The sequence below is a fragment of the Pseudomonas sp. TWR1-1-3 genome, from assembly GCF_049896805.1.
GTDB lineage: Bacteria > Pseudomonadota > Gammaproteobacteria > Pseudomonadales > Pseudomonadaceae > Aquipseudomonas > Aquipseudomonas bubulae.
The window spans coordinates 131,729-155,280 of the sequence record NZ_JAFCUZ010000005.1; the positions used below are offsets into that span (position 1 = coordinate 131,729).

21 protein-coding genes are annotated in these 23,552 nt (G+C 58.3%); 6 read left to right on the forward strand and 15 right to left on the reverse strand.

What is annotated here, in order from left to right; genetic code table 11:
- Positions 1–61: 61 nt before the first annotated feature.
- The gene (locus tag ACP7BE_RS19070; RefSeq protein ID WP_426106889.1) at positions 62–1,195 is read left to right on the forward strand and encodes an AGE family epimerase/isomerase; all 1,134 of its coding nucleotides are present in this window, start codon (positions 62–64) and stop codon (positions 1,193–1,195) included.
- Positions 1,196–1,305: 110 nt separating this feature from the next.
- On the opposite strand, the gene ACP7BE_RS19075 is transcribed toward ACP7BE_RS19070, so the two are convergent.
- The 10 genes from ACP7BE_RS19075 to ACP7BE_RS19120 all read right to left on the reverse strand — a co-directional run bounded on the left by ACP7BE_RS19075 (position 1,306) and on the right by ACP7BE_RS19120 (position 12,241).
- Positions 1,306–2,211 (reverse strand): cation diffusion facilitator family transporter, encoded by a 906-nt coding sequence (locus ACP7BE_RS19075; protein WP_095000982.1) that lies wholly within the window; start codon positions 2,209–2,211, stop codon positions 1,306–1,308.
- 70 nt (positions 2,212–2,281) lie between these two features.
- Positions 2,282–3,049 carry an SDR family oxidoreductase gene (locus ACP7BE_RS19080; protein WP_095017672.1) on the reverse strand — a complete coding sequence of 256 codons (768 nt, stop codon included), beginning with the start codon at positions 3,047–3,049 and terminating at the stop codon, positions 2,282–2,284.
- Positions 3,050–3,860: 811 nt separating this feature from the next.
- A complete protein-coding gene (locus ACP7BE_RS19085; RefSeq protein ID WP_095000980.1) occupies positions 3,861–4,577 on the reverse strand; it encodes an ABC transporter ATP-binding protein in 717 nt (238 codons plus the stop codon).
- Positions 4,574–5,461 carry an ABC transporter ATP-binding protein gene (locus tag ACP7BE_RS19090; RefSeq protein ID WP_095017673.1) on the reverse strand — a complete coding sequence of 296 codons (888 nt, stop codon included), beginning with the start codon at positions 5,459–5,461 and terminating at the stop codon, positions 4,574–4,576. Before ACP7BE_RS19090 ends, ACP7BE_RS19085 begins: the two co-directional genes overlap by 4 nt.
- A complete protein-coding gene (gene livM / locus ACP7BE_RS19095) occupies positions 5,458–6,741 on the reverse strand; it encodes a high-affinity branched-chain amino acid ABC transporter permease LivM (RefSeq protein WP_095000978.1) in 1,284 nt (427 codons plus the stop codon). Before livM ends, ACP7BE_RS19090 begins: the two co-directional genes overlap by 4 nt.
- Before the next feature lie 2 nt (positions 6,742–6,743).
- The gene (locus ACP7BE_RS19100; protein ID WP_095000977.1) at positions 6,744–7,658 is read right to left on the reverse strand and encodes an ABC transporter permease subunit; all 915 of its coding nucleotides are present in this window, start codon (positions 7,656–7,658) and stop codon (positions 6,744–6,746) included.
- Between the two features lie 9 nt (positions 7,659–7,667).
- Positions 7,668–7,823 carry a hypothetical protein gene (locus ACP7BE_RS19105; RefSeq protein ID WP_153327708.1) on the reverse strand — a complete coding sequence of 52 codons (156 nt, stop codon included), beginning with the start codon at positions 7,821–7,823 and terminating at the stop codon, positions 7,668–7,670.
- Position 7,824: 1 nt separating this feature from the next.
- Positions 7,825–8,961, reverse strand: coding sequence for a branched-chain amino acid ABC transporter substrate-binding protein (locus tag ACP7BE_RS19110; protein WP_095000976.1), 1,137 nt, complete (start codon positions 8,959–8,961; stop codon positions 7,825–7,827).
- A 363-nt stretch (positions 8,962–9,324) separates the two neighbouring features.
- Positions 9,325–10,608, reverse strand: coding sequence for an L-pipecolate oxidase (locus ACP7BE_RS19115; protein WP_317757280.1), 1,284 nt, complete (start codon positions 10,606–10,608; stop codon positions 9,325–9,327).
- Positions 10,609–10,750: 142 nt separating this feature from the next.
- On the reverse strand, positions 10,751–12,241 hold the full coding sequence (locus ACP7BE_RS19120; RefSeq protein WP_095000974.1) for an L-piperidine-6-carboxylate dehydrogenase: 1,491 nt from the start codon (positions 12,239–12,241) through the stop codon (positions 10,751–10,753).
- 154 nt (positions 12,242–12,395) lie between these two features.
- Here ACP7BE_RS19120 and ACP7BE_RS19125 point away from each other — a divergent pair, with 154 nt between their 5' ends.
- The 4 genes from ACP7BE_RS19125 (at position 12,396) to ACP7BE_RS19140 (ending at position 16,716) form a co-directional block, all read left to right on the forward strand.
- A complete protein-coding gene (locus ACP7BE_RS19125; RefSeq protein ID WP_095017674.1) occupies positions 12,396–13,292 on the forward strand; it encodes a LysR family transcriptional regulator in 897 nt (298 codons plus the stop codon).
- 141 nt (positions 13,293–13,433) lie between these two features.
- A complete protein-coding gene (gene pncB / locus ACP7BE_RS19130) occupies positions 13,434–14,648 on the forward strand; it encodes a nicotinate phosphoribosyltransferase (protein WP_095000972.1) in 1,215 nt (404 codons plus the stop codon).
- Positions 14,649–14,651: 3 nt separating this feature from the next.
- Positions 14,652–15,479 carry an ammonia-dependent NAD(+) synthetase gene (gene nadE, locus ACP7BE_RS19135; RefSeq protein WP_095000971.1) on the forward strand — a complete coding sequence of 276 codons (828 nt, stop codon included), beginning with the start codon at positions 14,652–14,654 and terminating at the stop codon, positions 15,477–15,479.
- A gap of 214 nt (positions 15,480–15,693) precedes the next feature.
- On the forward strand, positions 15,694–16,716 hold the full coding sequence (locus ACP7BE_RS19140) for a DUF1338 domain-containing protein (protein ID WP_426106895.1): 1,023 nt from the start codon (positions 15,694–15,696) through the stop codon (positions 16,714–16,716).
- A gap of 57 nt (positions 16,717–16,773) precedes the next feature.
- Here the strand turns inward: ACP7BE_RS19140 and azu are convergent, their stop codons facing one another.
- Positions 16,774–17,220, reverse strand: coding sequence for an azurin (gene azu / locus ACP7BE_RS19145; RefSeq protein WP_095000969.1), 447 nt, complete (start codon positions 17,218–17,220; stop codon positions 16,774–16,776).
- Between the two features lie 332 nt (positions 17,221–17,552).
- Here azu and ACP7BE_RS19150 point away from each other — a divergent pair, with 332 nt between their 5' ends.
- Positions 17,553–17,753, forward strand: a complete 201-nt coding sequence (locus ACP7BE_RS19150) for a hypothetical protein (protein WP_095000968.1) — start codon at positions 17,553–17,555, stop codon at positions 17,751–17,753.
- 351 nt (positions 17,754–18,104) lie between these two features.
- On the opposite strand, the gene ACP7BE_RS19155 is transcribed toward ACP7BE_RS19150, so the two are convergent.
- From ACP7BE_RS19155 to ACP7BE_RS19170, 4 genes are all read right to left on the reverse strand, one after another.
- Positions 18,105–20,411: a YgiQ family radical SAM protein gene (locus tag ACP7BE_RS19155; RefSeq protein WP_095000967.1), complete on the reverse strand. Its 2,307-nt coding sequence runs from the start codon at positions 20,409–20,411 to the stop codon at positions 18,105–18,107.
- A 232-nt stretch (positions 20,412–20,643) separates the two neighbouring features.
- Positions 20,644–22,038 (reverse strand): replicative DNA helicase, encoded by a 1,395-nt coding sequence (dnaB, locus tag ACP7BE_RS19160; protein WP_016783319.1) that lies wholly within the window; start codon positions 22,036–22,038, stop codon positions 20,644–20,646.
- A 120-nt stretch (positions 22,039–22,158) separates the two neighbouring features.
- Entirely contained in the window at positions 22,159–22,605 is a 447-nt protein-coding gene (gene rplI / locus ACP7BE_RS19165; protein WP_003439047.1) for a 50S ribosomal protein L9, read from the reverse strand.
- 19 nt (positions 22,606–22,624) lie between these two features.
- Positions 22,625–23,521, reverse strand: a complete 897-nt coding sequence (locus tag ACP7BE_RS19170) for a hypothetical protein (protein ID WP_095000965.1) — start codon at positions 23,519–23,521, stop codon at positions 22,625–22,627.
- Positions 23,522–23,552: the final 31 nt, after the last annotated feature.

Here is a 23,552-nt window from a genome sequence, read left to right on the forward strand (position 1 = left end):
CATCCGGGGAATCACGGTGTATCATGTCGCGCAATCGCCCCAGCCGTGACGACACCCACCGATGCCTGATGTAGCCAGCTCCGACTTCCCGCTTGAACTGACCGCCCAATTTGCGGCAGTACAGCAGCATTTTCGCCAGGTCATCGTGCCGCTCTGGCAAGGCCCCGGCTGGAATGCCGAACTCGCACTGCCCTTCGAGGCCTTGAGCCCCACGCACCAGCCGCTGCCACCCCAGCGCTACCGGGCCATGGCTTGCGCACGGCAGCTGTACCTGTTCGCCAGCCTGATCGACGACCCGGCGTTCCCCGGTGCCGCCGAACGCGCTGCTGAACTGTTCCGCTCGCTGCACCTGCATTTTCATGACGCCGAGCACGGTGGCTGGTTCTACAGCATCGGCCCCGATGGCGCGCCGCTGGATCAACGCAAAGACCTCTACACCCACGCCTTTATCATCTTTGCTTGTGCCCATTACTGGGCGAAAGTGCGCGAACCACAAGTGGCGTCGGCGTTCAATGGCGCACTGGCAGTGGTGGCTGAACGTTTCAATGACGGCAACGGCCTGTATGAAGCCAGCCTGGAGCGGGATTGGTCGCCACTGGGCAGCGGCCCGCTGCAAAACCCGTTGATGCACCTGGCCGAAGCGTTCCTGGCCACTTTGTCGGTACGTGACGATAAGCCAGTGCAGACGGCCTTGCTGGCCCTGGCCGAGGGTATGCAACAGCGCTTTATCGAGCCTGTGCATAACGTCATGCTGGAAAAGCCGCTCGGAGCTGTGGATAACTGGTTTGAACCGGGGCATCAATTCGAGTGGTTCTTTTTGCTGGAGTCTTCGCCACTGCTGCGCCAGACGCCGTTGCACGGTTCGCTGGAGCGGGCGTTCGGGTTTGCCGAGCAGGTGGGGGTCGATCCGCAGAGCGGCGCGGTGTGCGGCATGCTGGCCCCTGATGGCAGCCTGCGCGATGGTACCCAGCGTATCTGGGCACAGGCCGAGTACCTGCGCGCCCTGACCTTGCGCCCGAACAGCCAGGCACAGGTGCAGCGTCAATTGCTGGCGCTGCAGCAGAAGTTTCTACATGCCGGTGGCTGGTACGAATGCCGCGATGGCGCGGGCAAGGTCAGCCGCGAGGATATGCCGTCGACCACGCCTTATCATCTGGCCACCTGTTACAGCGGTTTGGCGCAATACCTCGGCTAACACCAACAGCTGTGGGAGCGGGCTTGCTCGCGATGGCATCACCGAAATAGTCCTGACAAACCGCGCCGCCTGAATCGCGAGCAAGCCCGCTCCCACCACTCAAGGCTGGCTCAGGCAATCCACTTACGATCACCGGTAAAGCTGATGGTCAGCCAGCGCGCACTGTCCGCGGCACCCAGCAACCCGGAGATCTCTTCGCGCAGTGCATCAAGGGTCTTCACGCTGGTCAGTGGATAACCTGCCGGCAACACGATATGAATCTCTATAAATCGTGCCCGCCCGTGCTTCTGCACATAGGTTTTGTAGCCTTCAAAACCATGCCGCGCCGACATTTCCTCGAGCACATCCCGCACCTTGTCATCCAGCGCATCCGGGACAATCCCGAGCACATCACGCAAGGCCGGCTTGAGGATCTTGAACGCCGGCGCAAGCATGCTCAGCGCCAGCAAAATCAGGATCGCCGGGTCAACATAAGCGGCCCACTGTGCATAACCCTGCTGCTTCAACAGCAACGCCGTGACAAAACTTATCAACAGCCCCACCGACAACATGGCATCCACCAGCCAGCTGACATTATCGAACTGGATCAGGGTTGACTTGAGCTTGCGATTTTTGCGCTTTACCCAGAAGTAGTAGGCAAATTCAACAACGGTGAACACCGCCGCATAGACGATCACCAGCCCCAGCTCGATATCGCGCCCGCCATTGATAATGCCGAACACGCCATTGAGAAAGGCGTAGATCGCAATCAACAACAGGAAGCTGCCTTCAATCAGCAGCACCATGGGCTCAAGGTGCCAAAAACCGAACTGGAAACGCTGGTTGCTTTCCTTGGCGATCAGTTGCGCCGTAATCAGCATCAGCACTTTGATAAAAGTCGCGATCAGAGAGAAAAACCCATCGAACATGATGGATTCGGAACCCGAAATAAAACCCGTCACGATGCCGGCAATGGCCACCGCGAACATTAGAACGGTCGATTGCTTGAGCAGTTTCTGCTCACCACGGTTACTCACACAAACTCCTTTTCAGCCCGATTGAATGCGACCCCCTCAGGAGGTCGCAGGTGGGCTGCCAGGGGTGAGTTTACTCCTTGGCGTGGCGCTCGATGGCAAAACCGCTCCAGGACTGCGTGACGGGCATCAGCTCAAGGCGGTTGATGTTGACGTGGGCCGGAGTATTGAGCACCCAGAAAATGGTCTCGGCGATGTCTTCTGGCTGAATCGGTTCGGCGCCCTGATAGGTCGCGTCGTAGCGAGCCTTGTCGCCGCCAAAGCGCACCATCGAGAACTCGCTCTCGCACAGGCCCGGCTCAACGTTGCTGACCCGCACGCCCGTGCCCTGCAAATCGCAGCGCAGGTTCAGGGAGAACTGTTTTACAAACGCCTTGGTACCGCCATACACATGGCTGCCGGGGTAAGGATAACTACCCGCGATGGAACCCAGGTTAACGATCCCGGCACCACGGCCGTAGGCAATCAGTCGTGGCAACAGCAGGCGGGTGGTATAGAGCAGGCCCTTGATATTGGTGTCGACCATGGTCTCCCAATCGTCGAGGTCGCATTTGGGCGCAGGGTCGGTGCCCAGGGCCAGGCCCGCGTTGTTGATAAGCCCACGCAATGTGCTGAACGAAGGTGGCAAACCGGCAATCGCCGCTTCCATCGCGGCACGGTCGCGCACATCCACCACCAGGCCGTGTACTTCGGTTTGCTTGGATAACTCTTCGCACAATGCTTTCAAACGGTCTTCGCGTCGCCCCGTCAACACCAGTTTCCAGCCTGCCTGTGCAAACTTGCGTGCACATGCTTCACCAAATCCGGAAGTCGCGCCCGTAATAAACAGGGTGGAAGTCATCATGTTCTCCTTGGCTGGCGGGCATCGGCCGCCGTTGAATTGGACGTTGAGCAGAATGCCCCGGCTAGCGTTCAGCGGCAACCTGCGGTGTTTTCGCAACAAGTCTGTACAAAAAACAATCCGCACGCGACAAGCCACGACGAACAAGGGCTGGAGCCAGATGCGCTCACCTTATCCACAGGCCCGTCCACAGTCTTTGGGGGCAACTCCAAAAAGCGCAAAGCCCCGATCCACAAGGGATAGAGAGCATCGGTAAGACTTTTTTACTTGACCCGGGCACACCCCGCATGCAGACGCCCCAAAAAGGTGCAACCGTGGAAAATCCGCCAGATAGCCAGAGGCCAGTAATTACGCTGCCTGGAGCATTCTTTCCAGAGTTTAACCACAGACTTATCCACAGGTTAGTCATTATTTCCAGACACTCTTTACACCCGTACAAACCTGTTGACAAATCGGCGCAACGGCTGCGCAAAAGCCGCTGGTCGAAAAATAACCACCCAGCTGGACACCTTGTAAATAAAGGGCTACAGCCAACTACTCCCACGTTACCCACAGCCACCTCCACAGCAAACGGGGACAAGTCAAAATGATGACAAAACAGGTAATTGCAGCGGCTTTATGTCGCGCTTTCACAGCGTTGTAATATTGTTTTCCACAATTTGCGGCGAGGGCGGGCGGGGTGGAATTGTCTGACAAAAAGACATGTGGGAGCGAGCCTGCTCGCGATGGGATCGACGCGGTGATTCAAACAAACCGCAGTGATGCCATCGCGAGCAGGCTCGCTCCCACACAGAGAGGTGTGAAATGCCTGTTAATGCCCGCCCAAATAAGCGTTACGCACCTCCTCGTTACTCAGCAGTTCCTTGCCGGTGCCGGTCAGACGGATTTCACCGTTGACCATCACATAGGCCCGGTCCGACAACCGCAGGGCATGGTTGGCGTTCTGCTCCACCAGAAAGATGGTCATGCCAGTGCCTGCCAGCTCCCGCAGCGTGGCAAAAATCTGCTTCACCACAATCGGTGCCAACCCCAGGCTGGGCTCATCCAGCAACAGCAGCTTGGGCCGGCTCATCAGCGCTCGGGCAATGGCGAGCATTTGCTGTTCGCCACCCGACATGGTCATGGCCCGCTGATTGCGCCGTTCCAGGAGCCTGGGGAACAACTCGAACATGCGCTGCATGTCTTCGTCGGCATATTTGTCGCCAATGGGGATGGTGCCCATCAGCAGGTTTTCTTCCACCGACATGTCCGGAAACACGCGACGGCCTTCCGGCGACTGGGCGATACCGTTGGAGGCGATGTAGTGCGAGGACTTGTGGGTAATGTCCACACCCTGGTAGATAATTTGCCCGCCGCTGGCCCGGGGCTGGCCAAAAATCGACATCAGCAACGTGGATTTACCCGCGCCGTTGGAGCCGATCAGGCTTACCGTTTCGCCCTCCTCAATATGCATCGAGACTTTTTTCAGGGCCTGGATCGGCCCGTAGTGAACGTCCAGTTCCTTGAGCTCGAGGATCGTGCCCGTCATATCAGCTCCTCTTCGTCTGCGCCAAGGTAGGCCGCAATCACTTTGGGGTCGTTGCGGATGGCCTCAGGCCCGCCTTCGGCAATCACGTTGCCGTGGTCGAGCACCACGATGTGATCGGAAATGCTCATGACCATGCCCATGTCGTGCTCGATCAACACCACCGTCAGGTCGTGTTCGTCGCGCAGCAGGCGGATCATCCCGCTCAACGCTTCGGTTTCCTGCGGGTTGAGGCCTGCCGCCGGTTCGTCCAGGCAGATGATTTGCGGCCGCGTACACATGGCCCGGGCAATCTCCAGGCGTCGCTGCTGGCCATAGGACAACTCACCGGCCAGGCGATTGGCACAGTCCACCAGGTCAACCACCTCCAGCCAGTAGAAGGCATGATCCAGCGCATCGCTTTCAGCCTTGCGATAGCCCTTGGTATTGAGGATGCCGGCGAGCATGTTGCGGTTGACCCACATATGCTGGGCCACCAGCAGGTTTTCCAATACCGACATTTCCTTGAACAGGCGGATATTCTGGAACGTGCGCGCCAGCCCCGAGCGGTTGACCAGATGTGTTCCGCCGAACATTTTGTAATACAGCCGGCTGGCAAACGCCTTGGGCGATACAAAGTCGCTCAGCCTGAACGGCTCCCCCAGTAGCTTGATCACGTTGGTACGAGTACCGCGGGCATTGAGTTCGATCCTGCCGCCGCTGGCTTTGTAAAAGCCGGTCAAGCAGTTGAACACTGTAGTTTTACCGGCACCGTTGGGGCCGATCAGGGCAAAGATCGAGTTGCGTTTGACCTTGAGGCTGACATCGCTCAGGGCCTTGATCCCGCCAAAGTGCATCATCAGTTTGTCGACCGAAAGCACCACGTCGTCTTTTGACAATTCGCTCATGGCGCAACCCCCTTGCGTGGCGCAACTCCGACACGGCTGATGCGGATCAGGCCTCGCGGTCGCCAGATCATCATCAACACCATCAACACACCAAACAGCAGCACCCGGTACTCGGCAAAGCTGCGCAACAGTTCAGGAGCCACCGTCAGCACGAATGCGGCGATCACCACGCCCACTGTCGAGCCCATGCCGCCGAGCACCACAATGGCGAGGATCAGCGCCGACTCGAAGAAGGTGAACGAGGAAGGGTTAACAAAACCCTGGTAGCTGGCAAAGAACACCCCGGCCAGGCCAGCCGTGGAGGCACCAATGGTGAACGCCGACAGCTTGACCAGCACATGGTTGAGGCCCATGGAACGGCAGGCAATTTCGTCTTCGCGCAGCGCTTCCCAGGCGCGGCCGATCGGCATGCGGGTCAGGCGGTGCTTGATGTACAACACCAGCAACACCACCAGAAACAGCACGATATAGATAAACAGGAACTTGATATTGGGGTTGTATTCCAGGCCGAAGAACTCATGAAATGGCACCCCGCCATCTTTCGCGCGCCGGCCGAACTCCAGGCCGAAAAAGGTCGGCGATGGCACCGGCATGCCATTTGGCCCGCCGGTAAACGACAGCCAGTTGTTGAGGATCAGACGGATGATTTCACCAAAGCCCAGGGTCACGATGGCCAGGTAGTCACCGTGCATGCGCAACACCGGAAACCCCAGAATGCATCCCGCCATCGCCGCCGCAATGGCCGCCAGCGGCAGCACCGTCCAGAAACCCAGCCCCAGGTATTGATAGCCCAGCGCCAGACCATAAGCGCCGATGGCATAGAACGCCACATACCCCAGGTCGAGCAACCCCGCCAGGCCAACCACGATATTCAGCCCCAGGCCCAGCAGCACGTAAATCAGCCCAAGGATGACCACGGTCAGAATGTATTTATTGGCGAAAAACGGAAACACGATGGCAATCACGATCAGCAACGGCACGATCCAGCGCAGCCGCGACTTGTAGTCCGGTGCCAGCACATGCACGCCCGAGCCTGTGGACTCAAAGCCCTGCAGGATTTTCAGCCCTTTGGCGGTTTGTAAAAACAGGCTCAGGGCAAAGCGCCCGACCATCACGATAGCCACCAGCCAGCCTACCCGGGCCGGTTGCAGGTTGAAGCTGTAACCGTCGAGCACCACCCCTACGATGGGCCCGAACACAATCAATGAAATCAACCCGGCCAGGATCGAGTCGACTACGCTTTTTTTGATATCAATCGGTTTATTAATGGCTACAGACATACTTACACCTTCGCCACGAGAGGACGACCCAGCAGGCCTTGAGGACGGAAAATCAGAATCAGCACCAGCAGTGAGAAACTGAATACATCCTTGTAATCCGAGTTAATCAACCCGGCAAAAAGCGACTCGGAAATACCCAGGATGATCCCGCCGAGCATGGCCCCCGGCAGTGAACCGATGCCGCCGAGCACCGCTGCGGTGAAGGCCTTGATCCCGATGATGAAACCGGCATAGAAGTCGAACGTGCCGTAGTTCATGGTAATCAGCACACCGGCCAGCGCGGCCATGGCGGCACCGATCACGAACACGTAGGAAATCACCCGGTCGGTATTGATCCCCAGGATCGACGCCATCTTGCGATCCTGCTGGGTGGCGCGGCACATGCGGCCCAGCTTGGTGTACTTGATGATGTAAGTAAGCAGGCCCATGCCCACAAAGGCGGCGAGCAGAATAAAGACTTTGGTGTAGGTCAGCTGTACGAAGCCTGAGCCGATATCGACCCGCCACGCCCCGCTAAGTAACGTCGGTACGCCCTGCTGACGTGAGCCTTGGGCGATTTGCACATAGTTCTGCAGGATAAGGGAGATACCAATGGCGCTAATCAGCGGCGCCAACCGTGTGGAATTGCGCAGCGGCTTGTAGGCCACGCGCTCGATCACCCAGCCATATACGCCCGTGACCACCACCGTGAAAATAAGGGTGCCCAACATCAACAACGGGAAGGATTCGATACCGAAGTATGCCAACAGAGCCAGACTGATCGCCGCGAGGTAAGCAGAGATCATGTACACCTCGCCGTGGGCGAAGTTGATCATGCCGATGATGCCGTAGACCATTGTGTAGCCGATGGCGATCAGACCGTAGACAGACCCGAGGGTCAGGCCGTTCAGCAGTTGCTGTAGGAAAATACCATCCATAACGCAATCTCACGCACTGGAGCCTTTGCGCAGACGCAAGCCATCCACGCCGTCACAGGACAGCTTGGCTGGCAGGGTGTGCGCGACTCCTGGAAAAGAAGACAGGTGGTGCAGATCCATCCCTACCTGATGCCCGCCGAAGCTGGCATCAGGTAGGTGACTCATCTCACTTCTGTTTTTCCAGTTGGTGATATTTACCGTCTTTGTCCCACTGGTACATAACGTAGTCGGAGACTTTAAGGTCACCTTTGCTGTCCCAGGCTTTCTCACCCATCACGGTTTTAACCGGGTTGGCCTTGAGCCACTTGGCAGCATCTTCACCCTTGTTGGATTTGGCGCCGGCAAAGGCGTCAGCCAGGGCCTGGACCGAAGCATAGGCGTACAGGGTGTAGCCCTCTGGTTCGGTGCCAGCCTTACGGAACTCTTCAACCACCACCTTGCTGTCTGGCAACAGGCGCGGGTCGGCACCGAAGGTCATATAAACGCCATCAACGTACTGCGGGCCGCCTGCGGTGGTAACCAGTTCGTCGGTGACCACACCATCATCGGACATGAACTTCACATCCTTGAGGCCTTGCTCACGCAGTTGGCGTACCAGCGGGCCGGCTTCCGGGTGCAGGCCACCGAAATACACGACGTCGGCCCCGTTGGAGCGGATTTTGGTCACCACGGCACTGAAGTCTTTTTCGCCTCGGGTCAGGCCTTCGTACAGCACAGGGGTCACGCCGCGCTTGATCAGTTGCGCCTTGGTAGCGTCCGCCAGACCCTGGCCATAGGTGTCCTTGTCGTGCAGAACGGCCACTTTCTTGCCTTTGAGCACATCAACTATGTAATCCGCCGCCACAATACCCTGCTGGTCATCACGACCACACATGCGGAACATCGCGCTCAGGCCACGCTCGGTCACCGCCGGGTTGGTGGAGCCAGGAGTGATCGCAATCACACCGGCATCGGCGTACACCTCAGACGCCGGAATGGTCGATGAAGAACAGAAGTGCCCTACTACACCGGCCACTTTGTCCTGGTCGACCAAACGGTTGGCGACGGCTACGGCCTGTTTCGGCTCGCAGGCATCGTCCCCGGCCACCAGAACGATCTTCTCGCCGTTGACCCCACCGGCGGCGTTGATCTTGTCTGCCGCTGCCTTGGCACCCTTCATGTACTGCTCGCCAAAAGCTGCGTTGGCGCCAGTCATCGGGCCGGCAACACCAATTTTCAGATCAGCCTGAACAAACGAAGAAACGCCCAATGCAGCTGCTACGGCGAGGGCCAGAAAACCTTTCTTGTAGAACGTCTGCGACATGAGGTGGTGCTCCTGAGGTTTTATTAAATGGCACTTCGACTTCACCTAAAGCGCTGAGCAAGCCGCGTGCCATTGGCTTTTTATTCTTAAAAAAGTCGTTCTATTGTTGTTATATCGACTGTTTCGAGCCCATTTTCATTGGGCGTGCAACCGTCTAAACCGAGGAAGGTAAAACCGCTATGTTTCTACAGGCGCCACCTGCCGCAGCCGGTATTGCAACCAGGTTGCCCCGGGTTGCGCAAACGTCCAGTAACCACTTGCGTCACCGAACTGCACACTCTCGGTGCAGGACTGCTACAGGCCGCACCACTTAAGGCTAGCCGCTGCCAGGCAAAACGTCGGGGCGCCCAGGAAAAAACCGCGTCAGATCACAATTCTTAAACATTGGCCGGCGTGATACAGCGAAAAACCGGCTTCGTATAAACAACTGCGCAACCCCGTGCCAGACAGCGGCCGCATCGGTGCAAAGGGGATTGGCAAGGCCTTGGCATCGCCACTGCACAAATAGTCGGCAAAGGCCTTGCCGACCACGCTGCCTGTGGTTACACCGCGACCGTTATAGCCGGTGACTGCCACCAACCCGGGCGCCGGTTCAAATAAGCGCATCAGATGATCGGGCGTAAATGCGATGCAGCCCGTCCAGGTGCATTCCCATTCCACGCCCTTGAGGTACGGGAAATAATGCTGCTGCACGCGGTCGGCCCAGGCCTTGAGAAACCACGCAGGCTTCTGATTGCCGTTGCCCAGGCTGCCGAGCAGTAAACGGCCATCGGCATCGCGACGGATACTGCTCAATACCTGGCGGGTGTCCCACGACCCTTGGCCGCCTGGCAAGATTCGCGCTGCGCTGGCGTCGGTCAGAGGTTTGGAGGCGACCTGGTAGTAATAACCAGGGAAAAAGTTACGTCGTAAATCAGTCCATTCGCCTTCAGTGTAGGCATTGGACGCCAGCACCACCTGCTCTGCACTTACCGCACCGTGGGCCGTTTGCACTGACCAGCGTGGGCCTTGGCGTTCAAGTCCGGTGACCGGGGAATGATCGAACAGCTGCCCGCCCAGATCACAGGCTGCCTTGGCCAGGCCCGAGGTGTAGGCCATAGGGTTGAGGGTGCCGGCGCGACGGTCGAGCAAGGCGGCGGCGATTTTTGTGGTGCCGGTAGCGGCTTCGCAGGCGGCGCCGGTGAGCAGTTCAACCGGGGCGCCACGGCGCTTCCATTGTTCTTCACGGCTGCGCAAATCGGCTTCGCCACGGGCATTATGGGCCATGTGCAGGGTGCCTTCACGGCGCAACTGGCAGTCGATGCGGTATTTGTCGATCAGGCTGAACACCAGTCCCGGGGCGGCACCGAGCATGCGGTTGAGCTGGCTGCCGACAGCCTCGCCGAAACCGGCTTCGATATCGTCGGGCGGTATCCACATCCCGGCATTAACCAATCCTACGTTGCGGCCTGAGCCGCCATGACCGGTGCGATGAGCTTCGAGCACACAGACACTTTTGCCCTGCTCGAGCAAATGGATGGCGGCGGACAAACCGGTGATGCCGGCACCGATCACACACACATCAACGCTCAACTCGCCCTTGAAGGTTGGCGCTTGGGGGCGTTGGGGGGTAAGGGTTTCCCACAGACATTGTTCTTGTAAAGGCATTGCCAAGCTCCAGAAATGAAACCCAACCAAAATCAAAGCCCCTCACCCTGGCCCTCTCCCGGAGGGAGAGGGGACTAAAGGCAAAAGCAGATCAGCTCCCTCTCCCTCCGGGAGAGGGTTGGGGGTGAGGGCTTGCATCACCTCAATCGAACGTAATCCCTTGCGCCAACGGCAATTCCAGCGAGTAGTTGACGGTATTGGTCTGCCGGCGCATATATCCACGCCATGCATCTGACCCCGACTCGCGACCGCCCCCGGTTTCTTTCTCACCACCAAAGGCACCCCCGATTTCCGCACCGCTGGGCCCGATATTGACGTTGGCAATCCCGCAATCACTGCCAGTGGCCGACATGAATTGCTCGGCCTCGCGCACATCGGTGGTGAAGATGCATGACGACAGCCCCTGAGGGACCGCGTTGTTCAGGCGCAAGGCCTCGGCAAAGTCGCTGTAACCGACCACATACAAAATCGGCGCGAAGGTCTCGCTGCACACCACGTCGCTTTGCTCGGGCATTTCCACAATCGCCGGGGCCACGTAGTAAGCGCCAGGGTACTGGCCTGCCAATTGCCGCTCGCCACCAAATACCCGCCCGCCTTCGCTAAGGGCCTGCTCCAGCGCATCACGCATGTTTTCAAAGCTGCTTTTGTCGATCAGCGGCCCCACCAGATTGCCTTCCAGCGGATGACCGATACGCACTTTGGAATAGGCCGCCTTGAGCCGGGTGACAATTTCTTCCTTAACCGAGTCATGGGCAATCAGCCGGCGCAGGCTGGTGCAGCGCTGCCCGGCAGTACCGACAGCACTGAACAGGATGGCACGCACGGCCATGTCCAGGTCGGCACTCGGCGCCAAAATCATCGCATTGTTGCCGCCCAGCTCCAGAATACTGCGGGCAAAGCGTGCGGCGATTTTAGGCGCCACTTCGCGGCCCATGCGCGTGCTGCCGGTGGCACTGATCAGCGCGACTCGCGGATCGTCAACCAGGGCTTCGCCCGCTTCACGACCACCAATCACCACCTGAGCCAGGTACTTGGGCGCGCCCTCAAACGAGCTCAACACACGATCAAACAAGGCCTGACAGGCCAGCGCCGTCAGCGGGGTTTTTTCCGATGGTTTCCAGATCACCGCGTTGCCGCATACCAGCGCCAACGCGGTATTCCACGCCCACACGGCCACCGGAAAGTTGAATGCGCTGATCACACCCACCACACCCAGCGGGTGCCAGGTTTCACGCATATGGTGGCCTGGTCGCTCCGAGGCGATGGTCAAGCCGTAGAGCTGACGCGACAGGCCAACTGCAAAGTCGCAGATGTCGATCATTTCCTGCACTTCGCCCAACCCTTCCTGGGTGATCTTGCCCGCTTCCCATGACACCAGCTCGCCCAGATCGGCCTTGTACTCACGCAGCAAATCGCCGAACTGGCGCACCAGTTCCCCACGACGCGGGGCAGGCACCTTGCGCCATGCCTCGAATGCGTGTTCGGCGCGGGTCACGTGCTGCTCGGCCTCGGCAGCCCCTTCCCAGTGCACCGCACCGATCTGGCTACCGTCAATCGGCGTATACACCGGCTGATTGCCCTGCTGGTACAGCGCGGGGTTCACACCAAGACGATCCAGTAATGCAGCAACCATTGAAGGCACTCCTTGAGCTTTAAAAAATGATTCACAGGCCTTTAGTTGTAGCTGGCTGGCATGGCAGCAACAAACGACCTTTAAGCGAGATATCATTCCGAAAATTCATGCTGCACTGGTAACGTTGCCTGACAACAACAATCAGAGGCCTTCTATGCTCAACAAGCGCCATCTACCTTCGATCACGGCGTTGCAGTGTTTTGAAGCGGTGACCCGTCATCTGAGTTTCACCCGCGCGGCCGAAGAGCTGAATCTGACCCAGAGCGCGGTCAGCAAACAGGTCGCACAGCTCGAGGAGCTGTTGCAGCACTTGCTGTTTCGCCGGGTGCGCCGCCGTTTGCAACTGACGCCTGCAGGGGATTTGTATCTGGTAGAAGTCCGAAAAATCCTGACCCAGGTAGAGATGTCGACCCACACCCTGCGTTCCTATGGGGGCGAAACAGAAGTGCTACGGGTCTCCACCCCTTCCACTTTTGGCGCCCGCTGGCTGGTGCCGCGCCTCAAAGGTTGGGGCATACGCCATCCGCATATTCATCTGGATCTGTGCAATGAGCAGCAAGGCGACGATTTGCTGCAAGGGCGCAGCGATCTGGCGTTTTACTTCGGCCAGGGCTCACGGCCCGGCACCGAGAGCCTGAAGCTGTTCAGTGAAGAACTGGTCGCCGTATGTTCGCCAGCAAGCTTGCCGGGCACGGCACTGACCGACCCGACCCAACTCACAGGTCTGGTGTTGCTGCAGAACGCTTCGCGGCCACAGGCCTGGCACGAGTGGTTTGAGCATCAGGGGTTTCATACCGATCACAGCTACCATGGGCCGCGCTTCGACACCTTCTACATGTGCATCCGCGCAGCCCAGGTTGGCTGTGGCGTGGCACTGCTACCGAGGTTCCTGGTGGAAGAGGAATTGGCCGACGGCAAACTGGTCATCGCCTGGCAGCACTTGATGCCGAGCCGCGATGCCTACTACCTGGCCTATCCTGAACATACGGCAGGCGTACCCAAGGTAAAGGCATTCGTGAGCTGGTTCATGGAGCAGCTGGATGCGCGATAACACCTGTGGGAGCGGGCAGAAACAGGCTACGACCACAAAAACCGCTGGCAAAACCGCCTGCAGATATGCGCCACTAGCGCCATTCATTGAAAAAGCTGAACGCCGTGGCTATCAGGCACGGGCAGCATGGAGATTGCCGCTATGAGCGAGAGTGTATTTGCCGATCGCATCGTGCAGAACCTGCTCGACACCGACTTCTACAAATTGACCATGATGCAGGCGGTGCTGCACAACTACCCCAACGTCGAAGTCGAATGGGAATTCCGCTGCCGCAACAGTGAGGATCTGCGCCCATACCTCAACGAAATTCGTCACCAGATCGAACGCCTGTGCGAACTGAGCATGACTCAGGACCAGCTGGGGTTTCTGGAACGCATCACCTTTATGAAGCCCGACTTCATCCGCTTTTTGGGGCTGTTTCGCTTCAATATGCGCTATGTACACACCGGCATCGAAAACGGCGAACTGGTTATCCGCCTGCGCGGGCCGTGGCTGCATGTGATCCTGTTTGAAGTGCCGTTACTGGCGATTGTCAGCGAAGTACGCAACCGTTCGCGCTATGCCGATACCGTGCTGTCACAGGCTCGGGAGCAGCTGTATCGCAAGTTTGACTGGCTGCAGGCCAATGCCAGCGCTGAAGAGTTGTCTGAACTGCAAGTCGCCGATTTCGGCACTCGTCGACGGTTTTCGTACCGCGTGCAAGAAGAAGTCGTCAGTGTGCTCAAGCACGACTTCCCCGGGCGCTTTGTCGGCACCAGCAACGTCAACCTGTCCCGCGAGCTGGACATGAAGCCGCTGGGGACCATGGCCCACGAATGGATCATGGCCCACCAGCAACTGGGCCCACGGCTGATCGACAGCCAGAGTGCCGCGCTCGACTGCTGGGTGCGCGAGTACCGCGGCTTGCTGGGCATCGCGCTGACGGACTGCATTACTACCGATGCCTTCCTGAAAGATTTCGATCTGTACTTTGCCAAGCTGTTCGACGGCCTGCGCCACGACTCAGGCGACCCTGTGGTGTGGGCCGAAAAATGCATAGCTCATTACCACAAGCTGGGCATCGACCCCATGAGCAAGACTCTGGTGTTCTCCGACAGCCTGACCCTGCCCCGGGCGCTGGAGATTTTCCGGTCACTGCGCGGCCGGATCAACGTCAGCTTCGGTATCGGGACTAACCTGACCTGCGACATTCCGGGGGTTGAGCCAATGAGCATCGTGCTTAAAATGAACGCCTGCAATGGCTCGCCGGTGGCCAAGATTTCCGATGAACCGGGCAAAACCCATTGCTCCGACCCCAATTTCGCCGCCTATTTACGCCACGTTTTCCAAGTTCCTGAACATTCTCCCAAGGAGTGAATCATGCAGGCCGTACAGCGTCAGATTGCTGCAGACCTCAAGGTCCAGCCGCCGTTCAAAGACACCGCAGCCCTTGAGGCCGAGATTGCCCGGCGTATCACTTTCATTCAGTGCTGCCTGCACAACGCCAGGCTCAAGACCTTGGTACTGGGCATCAGCGGCGGGGTCGACTCCCTGACCGCAGGCCTGATGGCCCAACGTGCGGTGCAGCAATTGCGCGAACAGACCGGTGACCAGGCCTATCGCTTTATTGCCGTGCGCCTGCCTTACGGTGTGCAGCATGACGAAGCAGACGCCACGGCTGCGGTCGACTTTATCAACCCGGACGAGCGCCAGACCGTGAACATCGGCCCTGCGGTCAAGGCCCTGGCGGCTGAAGTGACCGCGTTTGAAGGCAAGCCTGCCGCCACCGTGGACTTTGTACTGGGTAACACCAAGGCGCGTATGCGCATGGTGGCGCAATACACCATTGCCGGGGCGACTGGCGGGCTGGTGATCGGCACCGACCATGCGGCGGAAGCGGTGATGGGCTTCTTCACCAAGTTCGGTGATGGTTCCTGCGACCTGGCACCGCTCAGCGGGCTGGTGAAAAATCAGGTGCGGGCCATTGCTCGGCATTTTGGTGCGCCGGAATCGCTGGTGGAGAAAGTCCCGACTGCCGACCTCGAAGACCTGGAGCCCGGCAAACCGGACGAAGCGTCCCACGGCGTAACCTATGCCGAGATCGATGCCTTCTTGCATGGCGAGCCGGTGAGCGAAGAAGCGTTCAATATCATCTGCAAGACGTACGAAAAGACCCACCACAAGCGTGAGATGCCGTTCGCGCCTTGAGCCCGTGCGTACCTCTCCCGGAGGGAGAGGGAGCAGACCGCACGCGGTTTCAAGAACACCATCAATTCGTCCCCTCTCCCTCCGGGAGAGGGCTATGGTGAGGGGCTTTTTCCTACCCGGAAAAAACGGAATGAACCCCGCAATTTTTTTCGCTTGTGGCCACAACGGCCAAAGGCTTTGATAGACGTCTATTTCGTCGCCAGAGCCCTGCCCCATGCCTGCTTTCGATGGTTTGTTCTCCCTTGTCGATTCCGTGCTCGGCCAACCGGCCACCGCCTGGTTGCGTGAGCATGTCGAAGTGCCTGAAGGGCTGCTGCGCTTCAACTGGCATGAACAGGCACTGCACCGGGTGTGGCTCGCCGAAGCACTGAACCTGTGCCTGCTGCACAAACTGGTGGAAGCCGTGCCTGAAGGCCGACGCTATGTACAGGAACAGGCACAGCATGGCCGCAAGGTAGTGTTCGACCATGGCGCCCTCCGTACGGTGGACTGGCCTGCCAACGGCGAACTGCCCCGCGGCCGCCAGGCATTTGCCCGTTTGCTGGAGCCACTGGGCTTTACCGATGTGCGAACCTACCCGCTGACCAAGCTGAACATGACCGGCTGGGGATACCGACAAATGGATCTGCCCGAAGACATCGCCCAGTTCTTTGTCTCGGAACTGCATCCCGGCCGCTTCAGCGAGGCTTTTCAACAGGCCGTCAGCCGCGTGGTCGGTTCCAGCCTTGACCCGCTGCAGGCCCAACACCACAGCATCCTCAAGACCCTGAGCCTCACCCGCCACTGCAGCCTGAGCCAGGCGCAGGCCCTGTTGCCAGGGCTGTATCAAGCATTCGGCCGGCAGCATGGCGTGGTACAGGAAACGGACTACCACTGCCTGCTCGCTGAAAGCGCCGAGATGGCCTGGATCGCAACCGAGGGCAACAGCTTCAACCATCTGACCGATCGCGTGCCGGACCTCGAAGCCTGTGTGGCGCAACAACGTGACTTGCAACGGCCCATGAAAGACAGCATCGAAGTGTCCGCCTCGGGGCGGGTGATGCAAACCGCCTATCGCGCCAGCACGGTCAGCCGCGGCCTGGTCGATGCTGCCGGGGTGTACAGCGAGCACGCAGTGCCGGGGTCATTTGTGGAGTTCATCCAACGCAAGATCGACCCCGATACCGGCCGCATCGATCTGAACTTCGACAGCAGCAACGCCCAGGGCATTTTCAAGATGACCGACTCCAGGGCCTGAACGCAAACAGCCCTGACGGCGCAGGGCACGTCAGGGCTGTTAAGGGCTTGCGTGGTGTTATTTAAGAACCACAGCGCCTTTCATCATCGAGTTGTGGCCCGGGAAGGTGCAGAAGAATTCATATTCTTCGCCCGCTTTCAGTTTGGCCACATCGAAGGTCACGGAGTCTTTCTCACCGGCGCCAATCACTTTGGTGTGGGCGATGATGCGCTCATCACCGTCCTTGAGATAGTTTTTGTCTAGGCCAGCGGCAATGCCGTCGGTAGAAACTGCCTGCATGTCTGCCTTTTTGCTCAAGACCCAGTTATGACCCATGACGTTTTTCGGCAGATTGCCGGAGTGCGTCAGGTTAACGGTGAAGGTCTTGCAGGATTTGTCGATGACGATCTCTTTGGTGTTGTAAGACATTTGGTCAGTCGAATCGACAGTTACAGCGCACTCAGCCGCCAGCAAATGGCCGCTGGCCAGAGTCAAAAGGGATACCGCAACAACTTTGGCAAACATGGTGTATCTCCAAGGCAGGGTATGGGGAAGCAAAAATCTGTATACAGATTGCCTGAAAATTGTATCGATTCATATGATCTGCGTCATGGTCTATCGCCACAATCGACACAATCCATCCCAGAATGGACTTCAGGCTTATAACCTTAGGCCATCATTTTGAATTTTGGGGGAATAAGTAACTAGATTTAATCCACAACCGGCTTTTGCGTGGGTGTAGAGTCGTATTTTTAGCGCAATGTGCAACCTTGCAAAAACCCAGCTAACGGCTAAGCACTAATACAGGGCAGAATACGCGCCGCTCAACCTCACCTTCGACCCCAAGAGGATCGCCCATGGCCAAACCAAACTATAACTTCGCTAAGCGTCAAAGAGACTTGGCTAAAGAGCAGAAGAAAGAGGAAAAGGCTGCCCGCAAGAAAGCGGCTGCTGAAGGCGGTACTGTTGATACCGAACTGGACCACGAAGTCGACAGCGAAAGTGAAGACGCCGCAGAAGATACCGGCGCGCCAGAAGACAAAGCTCCAACTGCTTGACCCCCTCGGCCCGGTTATCCACAACCCGGCCCACAGGATCTGTGATCAGGATCAGCAGCCCGCCTGCTGATCCTCGCAGTTAGCCTGAACGCCCTCAGACGCTTCCAACCTCATTCCCTTACTTCCGCGACAGCAAACAGCCTACAAACCCGTGGCAGGCCTCTCAGCGCGCAGAAAGCACAACGCCAGCCCTAAGGCTGGCGTTGATTTACTGCAATTTACGCAAAACCGTAGCAGCTGCCGAAGGAACACTGCAACTGTGGGAGCGAGCCTGCTCGCGAAGGTCGTTCGCGAGCAGGCTCGCTCCCACAATAGGGCTTGACCTGCAACAGAGTATCTACAAGGGCAGGCTTAGCGCGGCACTACCGGCTTGCGGGCCGGGCGCTGGCTCTTGCCGCCCTTGGCTGCTTCCTGGCGCTCCTTGGCGGCCTGCTTGTTGCGGGCAAACGCAGCAGCCTTGGCCTGTTCACGCTTGTCCCACGGGTTGCCACCATCACTGGCACGCGGCGGCAGGCCAGTGTGCTGGGTCAGGATCTTGGTGGTCTTCTCACCCGCGACCTTGTGGCTACCGGCAGGCGTCGAGTTTTTGCGACGGGCACTCTGGTAACTGTCGGTCGCCGGCTGATGCAACGGGATCAACTGGTCCTTGCCCGAACCGATCAGGTCGGCACGGCCCATGCGGGTCAGCGCCTCACGCAGCATCGGCCAGCCTTTCGGGTCGTGATAGCGCAGGAACGCCTTGTGCAGGCGGCGCTGCTCCTCGCTCTTGACGATGGTCACCGAGTCGCTCTTGTACGTGACCTTGCGCAGCGGGTTCTTGCCCGAGTGGTACATCGCGGTGGCGGTAGCCATCGGCGACGGGTAGAACGCCTGCACCTGGTCGGCACGGAAACCGTTGGTCTTGAGCCAGATGGCCAGGTTCATCATGTCTTCGTCTTTAGTGCCGGGGTGAGCGGCAATGAAGTACGGGATCAGGTACTGCTCTTTGCCTGCTTCCTTGGTGTACTTCTCGAACATGCGCTTGAACTTGTCATAGCTGCCAATGCCCGGCTTCATCATCTGGTTGAGCGGACCTTCCTCGGTGTGTTCCGGGGCGATCTTCAGGTAACCACCGACGTGGTGGGTGACCAGTTCCTTCACGTATTCCGGCGACTCGACGGCAAGGTCGTAACGCAGACCGGAAGCGATCAGGATTTTCTTCACGCCCGGCAAGGCACGGGCGCTGCGGTAAAGCTGAATCAGCGACGAGTGGTCGGTGTTCAGGTTCGGGCAGATGCCCGGGAAAACGCAGGACGGCTTGCGGCACGCGGATTCGATTTCTGGCGTTTTGCAGGCGATGCGGTACATGTTCGCGGTCGGGCCGCCAAGGTCGGAAATAACCCCGGTAAAGCCTGGCACCTTGTCGCGGATCTCTTCGATCTCGCGAATGATCGATTCTTCGGAACGGTTCTGGATGATGCGCCCTTCGTGCTCGGTGATCGAGCAGAAGGTGCAGCCACCAAAGCAGCCACGCATGATGTTCACCGAGAAGCGGATCATGTCGTAGGCCGGGATTTTTTCCTTGCCGTACGCAGGATGGGGAATACGTGCGTAAGGCATGCCAAACACGTAGTCCATTTCTTCAGTGGTCATCGGGATCGGTGGCGGGTTAAACCATACATCCACTTCGCCGTGCTTTTGCACCAGCGCACGGGCGTTGCCCGGGTTGGTTTCAAGGTGCAGCACGCGGTTGGCGTGGGCATACAGCACCGCATCAGCACGTACTTTCTCGACCGATGGCAGACGGATGACCGTCTTGTCACGGGTCATGCGCGGGCTGGCCAGGATCTGCACGACCTTGGCTTCGTTCGGGTCTTCAACCGGGCCCTTTTCCTGCTCGATGGCGCAGGCCTGGGTGTCCTGGGTGTTGACGTACGGGTTGATGATCTTGTCGATCTTGCCCGGACGGTCAATACGCGTGGAGTCGACTTCATACCAGTCTTTTGGCGTATCGCGACGAATGAATGCGGTGCCGCGCACATCGGTGATATCTTCGACTTTGTGGCCGTAGGACAGACGCTGGGCCACTTCGACGATGGCGCGCTCGGCGTTGCCGTACAACAGGATATCGGCACAGGCGTCGATCAGGATCGAATTGCGTACGCGGTCCTGCCAGTAGTCGTAATGCGCGATACGGCGCAACGAAGCTTCGATACCGCCGAGTACGATCGGTACGTTTTTGTAGGCTTCCTTACAGCGCTGGCTGTACACCAGACTGGCGCGATCCGGACGTTTGCCTGCCATGCCACCGGGGGTGTAGGCGTCATCGGAACGGATCTTTTTGTCAGCGGTGTAGCGGTTGATCATCGAGTCCATGTTGCCGGCGGCAACGCCGAAGAACAGGTTCGGCTCGCCCAGCTTCATAAAGTCGTCTTTGGACTGCCAGTTCGGCTGGGCAATGATGCCCACACGGAAACCCTGGGACTCCAGCAAACGGCCAATGATGGCCATGCCAAATGACGGGTGATCGACATAGGCATCACCCGTCACGATGATGATGTCGCATGAATCCCAGCCAAGCTGATCCATCTCCTCCCTGCTCATGGGCAGGAATGGTGCTGGGCCGAAACATTCGGCCCAGTACTTCGGATAGTCAAATAGAGGCTTGGCTGATTGCATGTCGATGACCGGTGTTGAGTGCAAAAAAGGGGGCGCGGCATTTACTAAGAAATTCGCGGGCGCGGAATATAGCACAAAAAATGACCAATTCCGACGGCAATGGTCGGAATTGATTGGCGCAGGCATATTGTCTGTGGGAGCGAGCTTGCTCGCGATTCAGGCGGCGCGATCTATCTGATTGACCGCGTCGATGCTATCGCTGGCAGGCCAGCTCCCACAGAAGCCGGACAGGTTAATCGTCGTCGAAGTTGTAACTGCCTGGCGCCAGGTTTTCGAAGCGCGTGTATTTGCCGATAAACGCCAGGCGCGTGGTGCCGATCGGACCGTTACGCTGCTTGCCGATGATGATCTCGGCAATGCCCTTGTGCTCGGTCTCAGGGTGGTACACCTCGTCCCGGTACACGAACATGATGACGTCGGCGTCCTGCTCGATGGCTCCGGACTCACGCAAGTCGGAGTTGATCGGGCGCTTGTTGGGCCGCTGCTCCAGGGAACGGTTGAGCTGTGACAGCGCGACTACCGGGCAGTTGAATTCCTTGGCCAGCGCCTTGAGGGAGCGGGAAATCTCGGAGATTTCGTTGGTACGGTTGTCACCGCCGGAACCCGGGATCTGCATCAATTGCAGGTAGTCGATCATGATCAGGCCGATATCGCCGTGCTCACGCACCAGGCGCCGGGTACGGGCGCGCATTTCCGAGGGGCTGATGCCCGCGGTATCGTCGATAAACAGTTTACGGTCATTGAGCAGGTTGACCGCCGAGGTCAGGCGCGGCCAATCGTCGTCTTCGAGGCGACCGGCCCGGACCTTGGTCTGGTCGATGCGACCCAGCGATGACAGCATACGCATGATCAGCGATTCACCTGGCATCTCGAGAGAGTAAACCAGTACCGCTTTCTCGCTGCGCAATACGGCGTTTTCAACCAGGTTCATCGCAAAGGTGGTTTTACCCATCGATGGACGACCGGCGACGATAATCAAGTCCGCAGGCTGCAAGCCGCTGGTCATGCCATCGAGGTCGGTGTAACCGGTGGACAGGCCGGTGATGGCGTTGTCGGTGTTGAACAGCGTGTCGATACGATCGATGGCTTTGGTCAACAGATCATTGACGCTCACCGGGCCACCGGTTTTTGGCCGGGCCTCGGCAATGGCAAAGATCTGGCGCTCGGCCTCATCGAGGATTTCTTCGGCGCTGCGCCCTTCCGGGTTGAATGCACTGTCGGCGATTTCGGTGCTGATACCGATAAGCTGACGCAACGTCGCACGCTGACGCACGATCTGGGCGTAGGCCTTGATGTTGGCGACCGACGGCGTATTTTTTGCCAGTTCACCGAGGTAGCCCAGGCCGCCCACCTGCGAAGTCTGACCTTCCTTGTCCAGTTGCTCGGCAAGGGTCACGACGTCAATCGGGGAGTTCTGGTCTGCCAGCTTGGCAATGGCGCGGAAGATCAGGCGGTGGTCATGTCGATAAAAATCACCGTCCGAAACCTGATCCAGCACGCGTTCCCAGGCGTTGTTGTCCAGCATCAAACCACCGAGCACAGCCTGTTCGGCCTCGATGGAATGCGGAGGCACCTTCAGGGCTGCGGTTTGTAGATCGTATTGCTCAGGAGCGGAGATATCGTTCATGGCCACTTGGAATTAGTTTGAAAATCAGGATCTGCAGAAAGACAAAGGGCACGACCTGTAAACAGGATCGTGCCCGATGTTAACCGTCCGGCACACAAGGTGCCAGTCAGTTAAGACTGCTTAAGCAGCTACCACAACAACGCGTACGGTTGCTTCAACTTCGGCGTGCAGGTGCACAGCCACGTCGAATTCGCCAACGTTGCGGATAGTGCCGTTCGGCAGACGAACTTCGCTTTTTGCAACTTCAACGCCGGAGGCGGTCAGTGCATCAGCGATGTCGTGAGTGCCGATCGAGCCGAACAGCTTGCCTTCGTCGCCAGCGGTGGCAGTGATAGTCACTTCCAGCTCAGCCAGTTGGGCAGCGCGTGTTTCAGCCGAAGCTTTTTTGTCTGCAGCAGCTTGTTCCAGCTCAGCACGACGCTCTTCAAACGCAGCCAGGTTGGCAGCGGTTGCAGCGGTAGCTTTGCCGTACGGCAGCAGGTAGTTACGACCGTAACCGGCCTTAACATTTACTTTGTCGCCCAGGTTGCCCAGGTTCGCGACTTTTTCCAGAAGGATCAGTTGCATGTGAAAATCCTCTTAACTTTTAACCTTCACCGTCCGCAGAGTCTTTATCGGTGCCTTTCGGCGCCAGACGTCCGCGAAAATCAATCAGGCTGTCGACAATGGCCAAGACCACGAGCAACGGATAGATCAGCTGCATAAACAGCAACAGCGTGACGTACAACCCCACCAGCCAGAACTTGGCCAGTCGCTTTTGCGCCACCAGCCCATGAATCAGGGCCAGCCCGGCGAAGAACAACGCTACGCTGCACAACGGCGTAAGCATGGCCATTTCGGGACCGAAGTTCGGCCCTACAAGCATGCACGCCAGCAATACGAGCGCTGGTCCCAGCGGTAGGCGGATGCTGCGAAATTCGCTGGCAAAACCACCCGGGTTATACAACAACGCCTGCCAATAACGCCCAAGTATCAGGCTCAGCACGCTGACGACCTGCATCAAAGCTGCAATCAAACCGGTGAGGACGGGTGCAATCAGTGCTCCAAGGCGCGCTCGCTCTACGTCAGATAACTTGTCGTAGAGACCATTGAGGACCTGCGGCAGAAGTTTTTCCAACTCCTGCGCCATCGCACCAATGGGTTCGCGGAAAACCGTACCCAGGACCACGCCATACACCACACCCAACGCTACGCTGACCAGCAGCACGCGATTCCAGGACTGACCGGCGCGTAACATCAACGCCAGCCCCAGAGTTCCCAGCAGCACCATAAGGGTGCGGGGCTCTCCGATAAACCACCAGACCAAGGCCGGCAGTAACGCCCATGAGAGAATGCTCAAGGCATCTCTCGGACCGCGCCGCAGAAGCACCAGGCTACCTGCAGCAGCACTCAACCAGAACAAGAACGGCAATGCCGCACATCCGGCCACGATTAACGTGGCCTGCACACGGCCTCGCATGATGAACTCAGCTAAGGCGCGCATGCTTTCAATCCTTTACTACTTGTCGACTGCC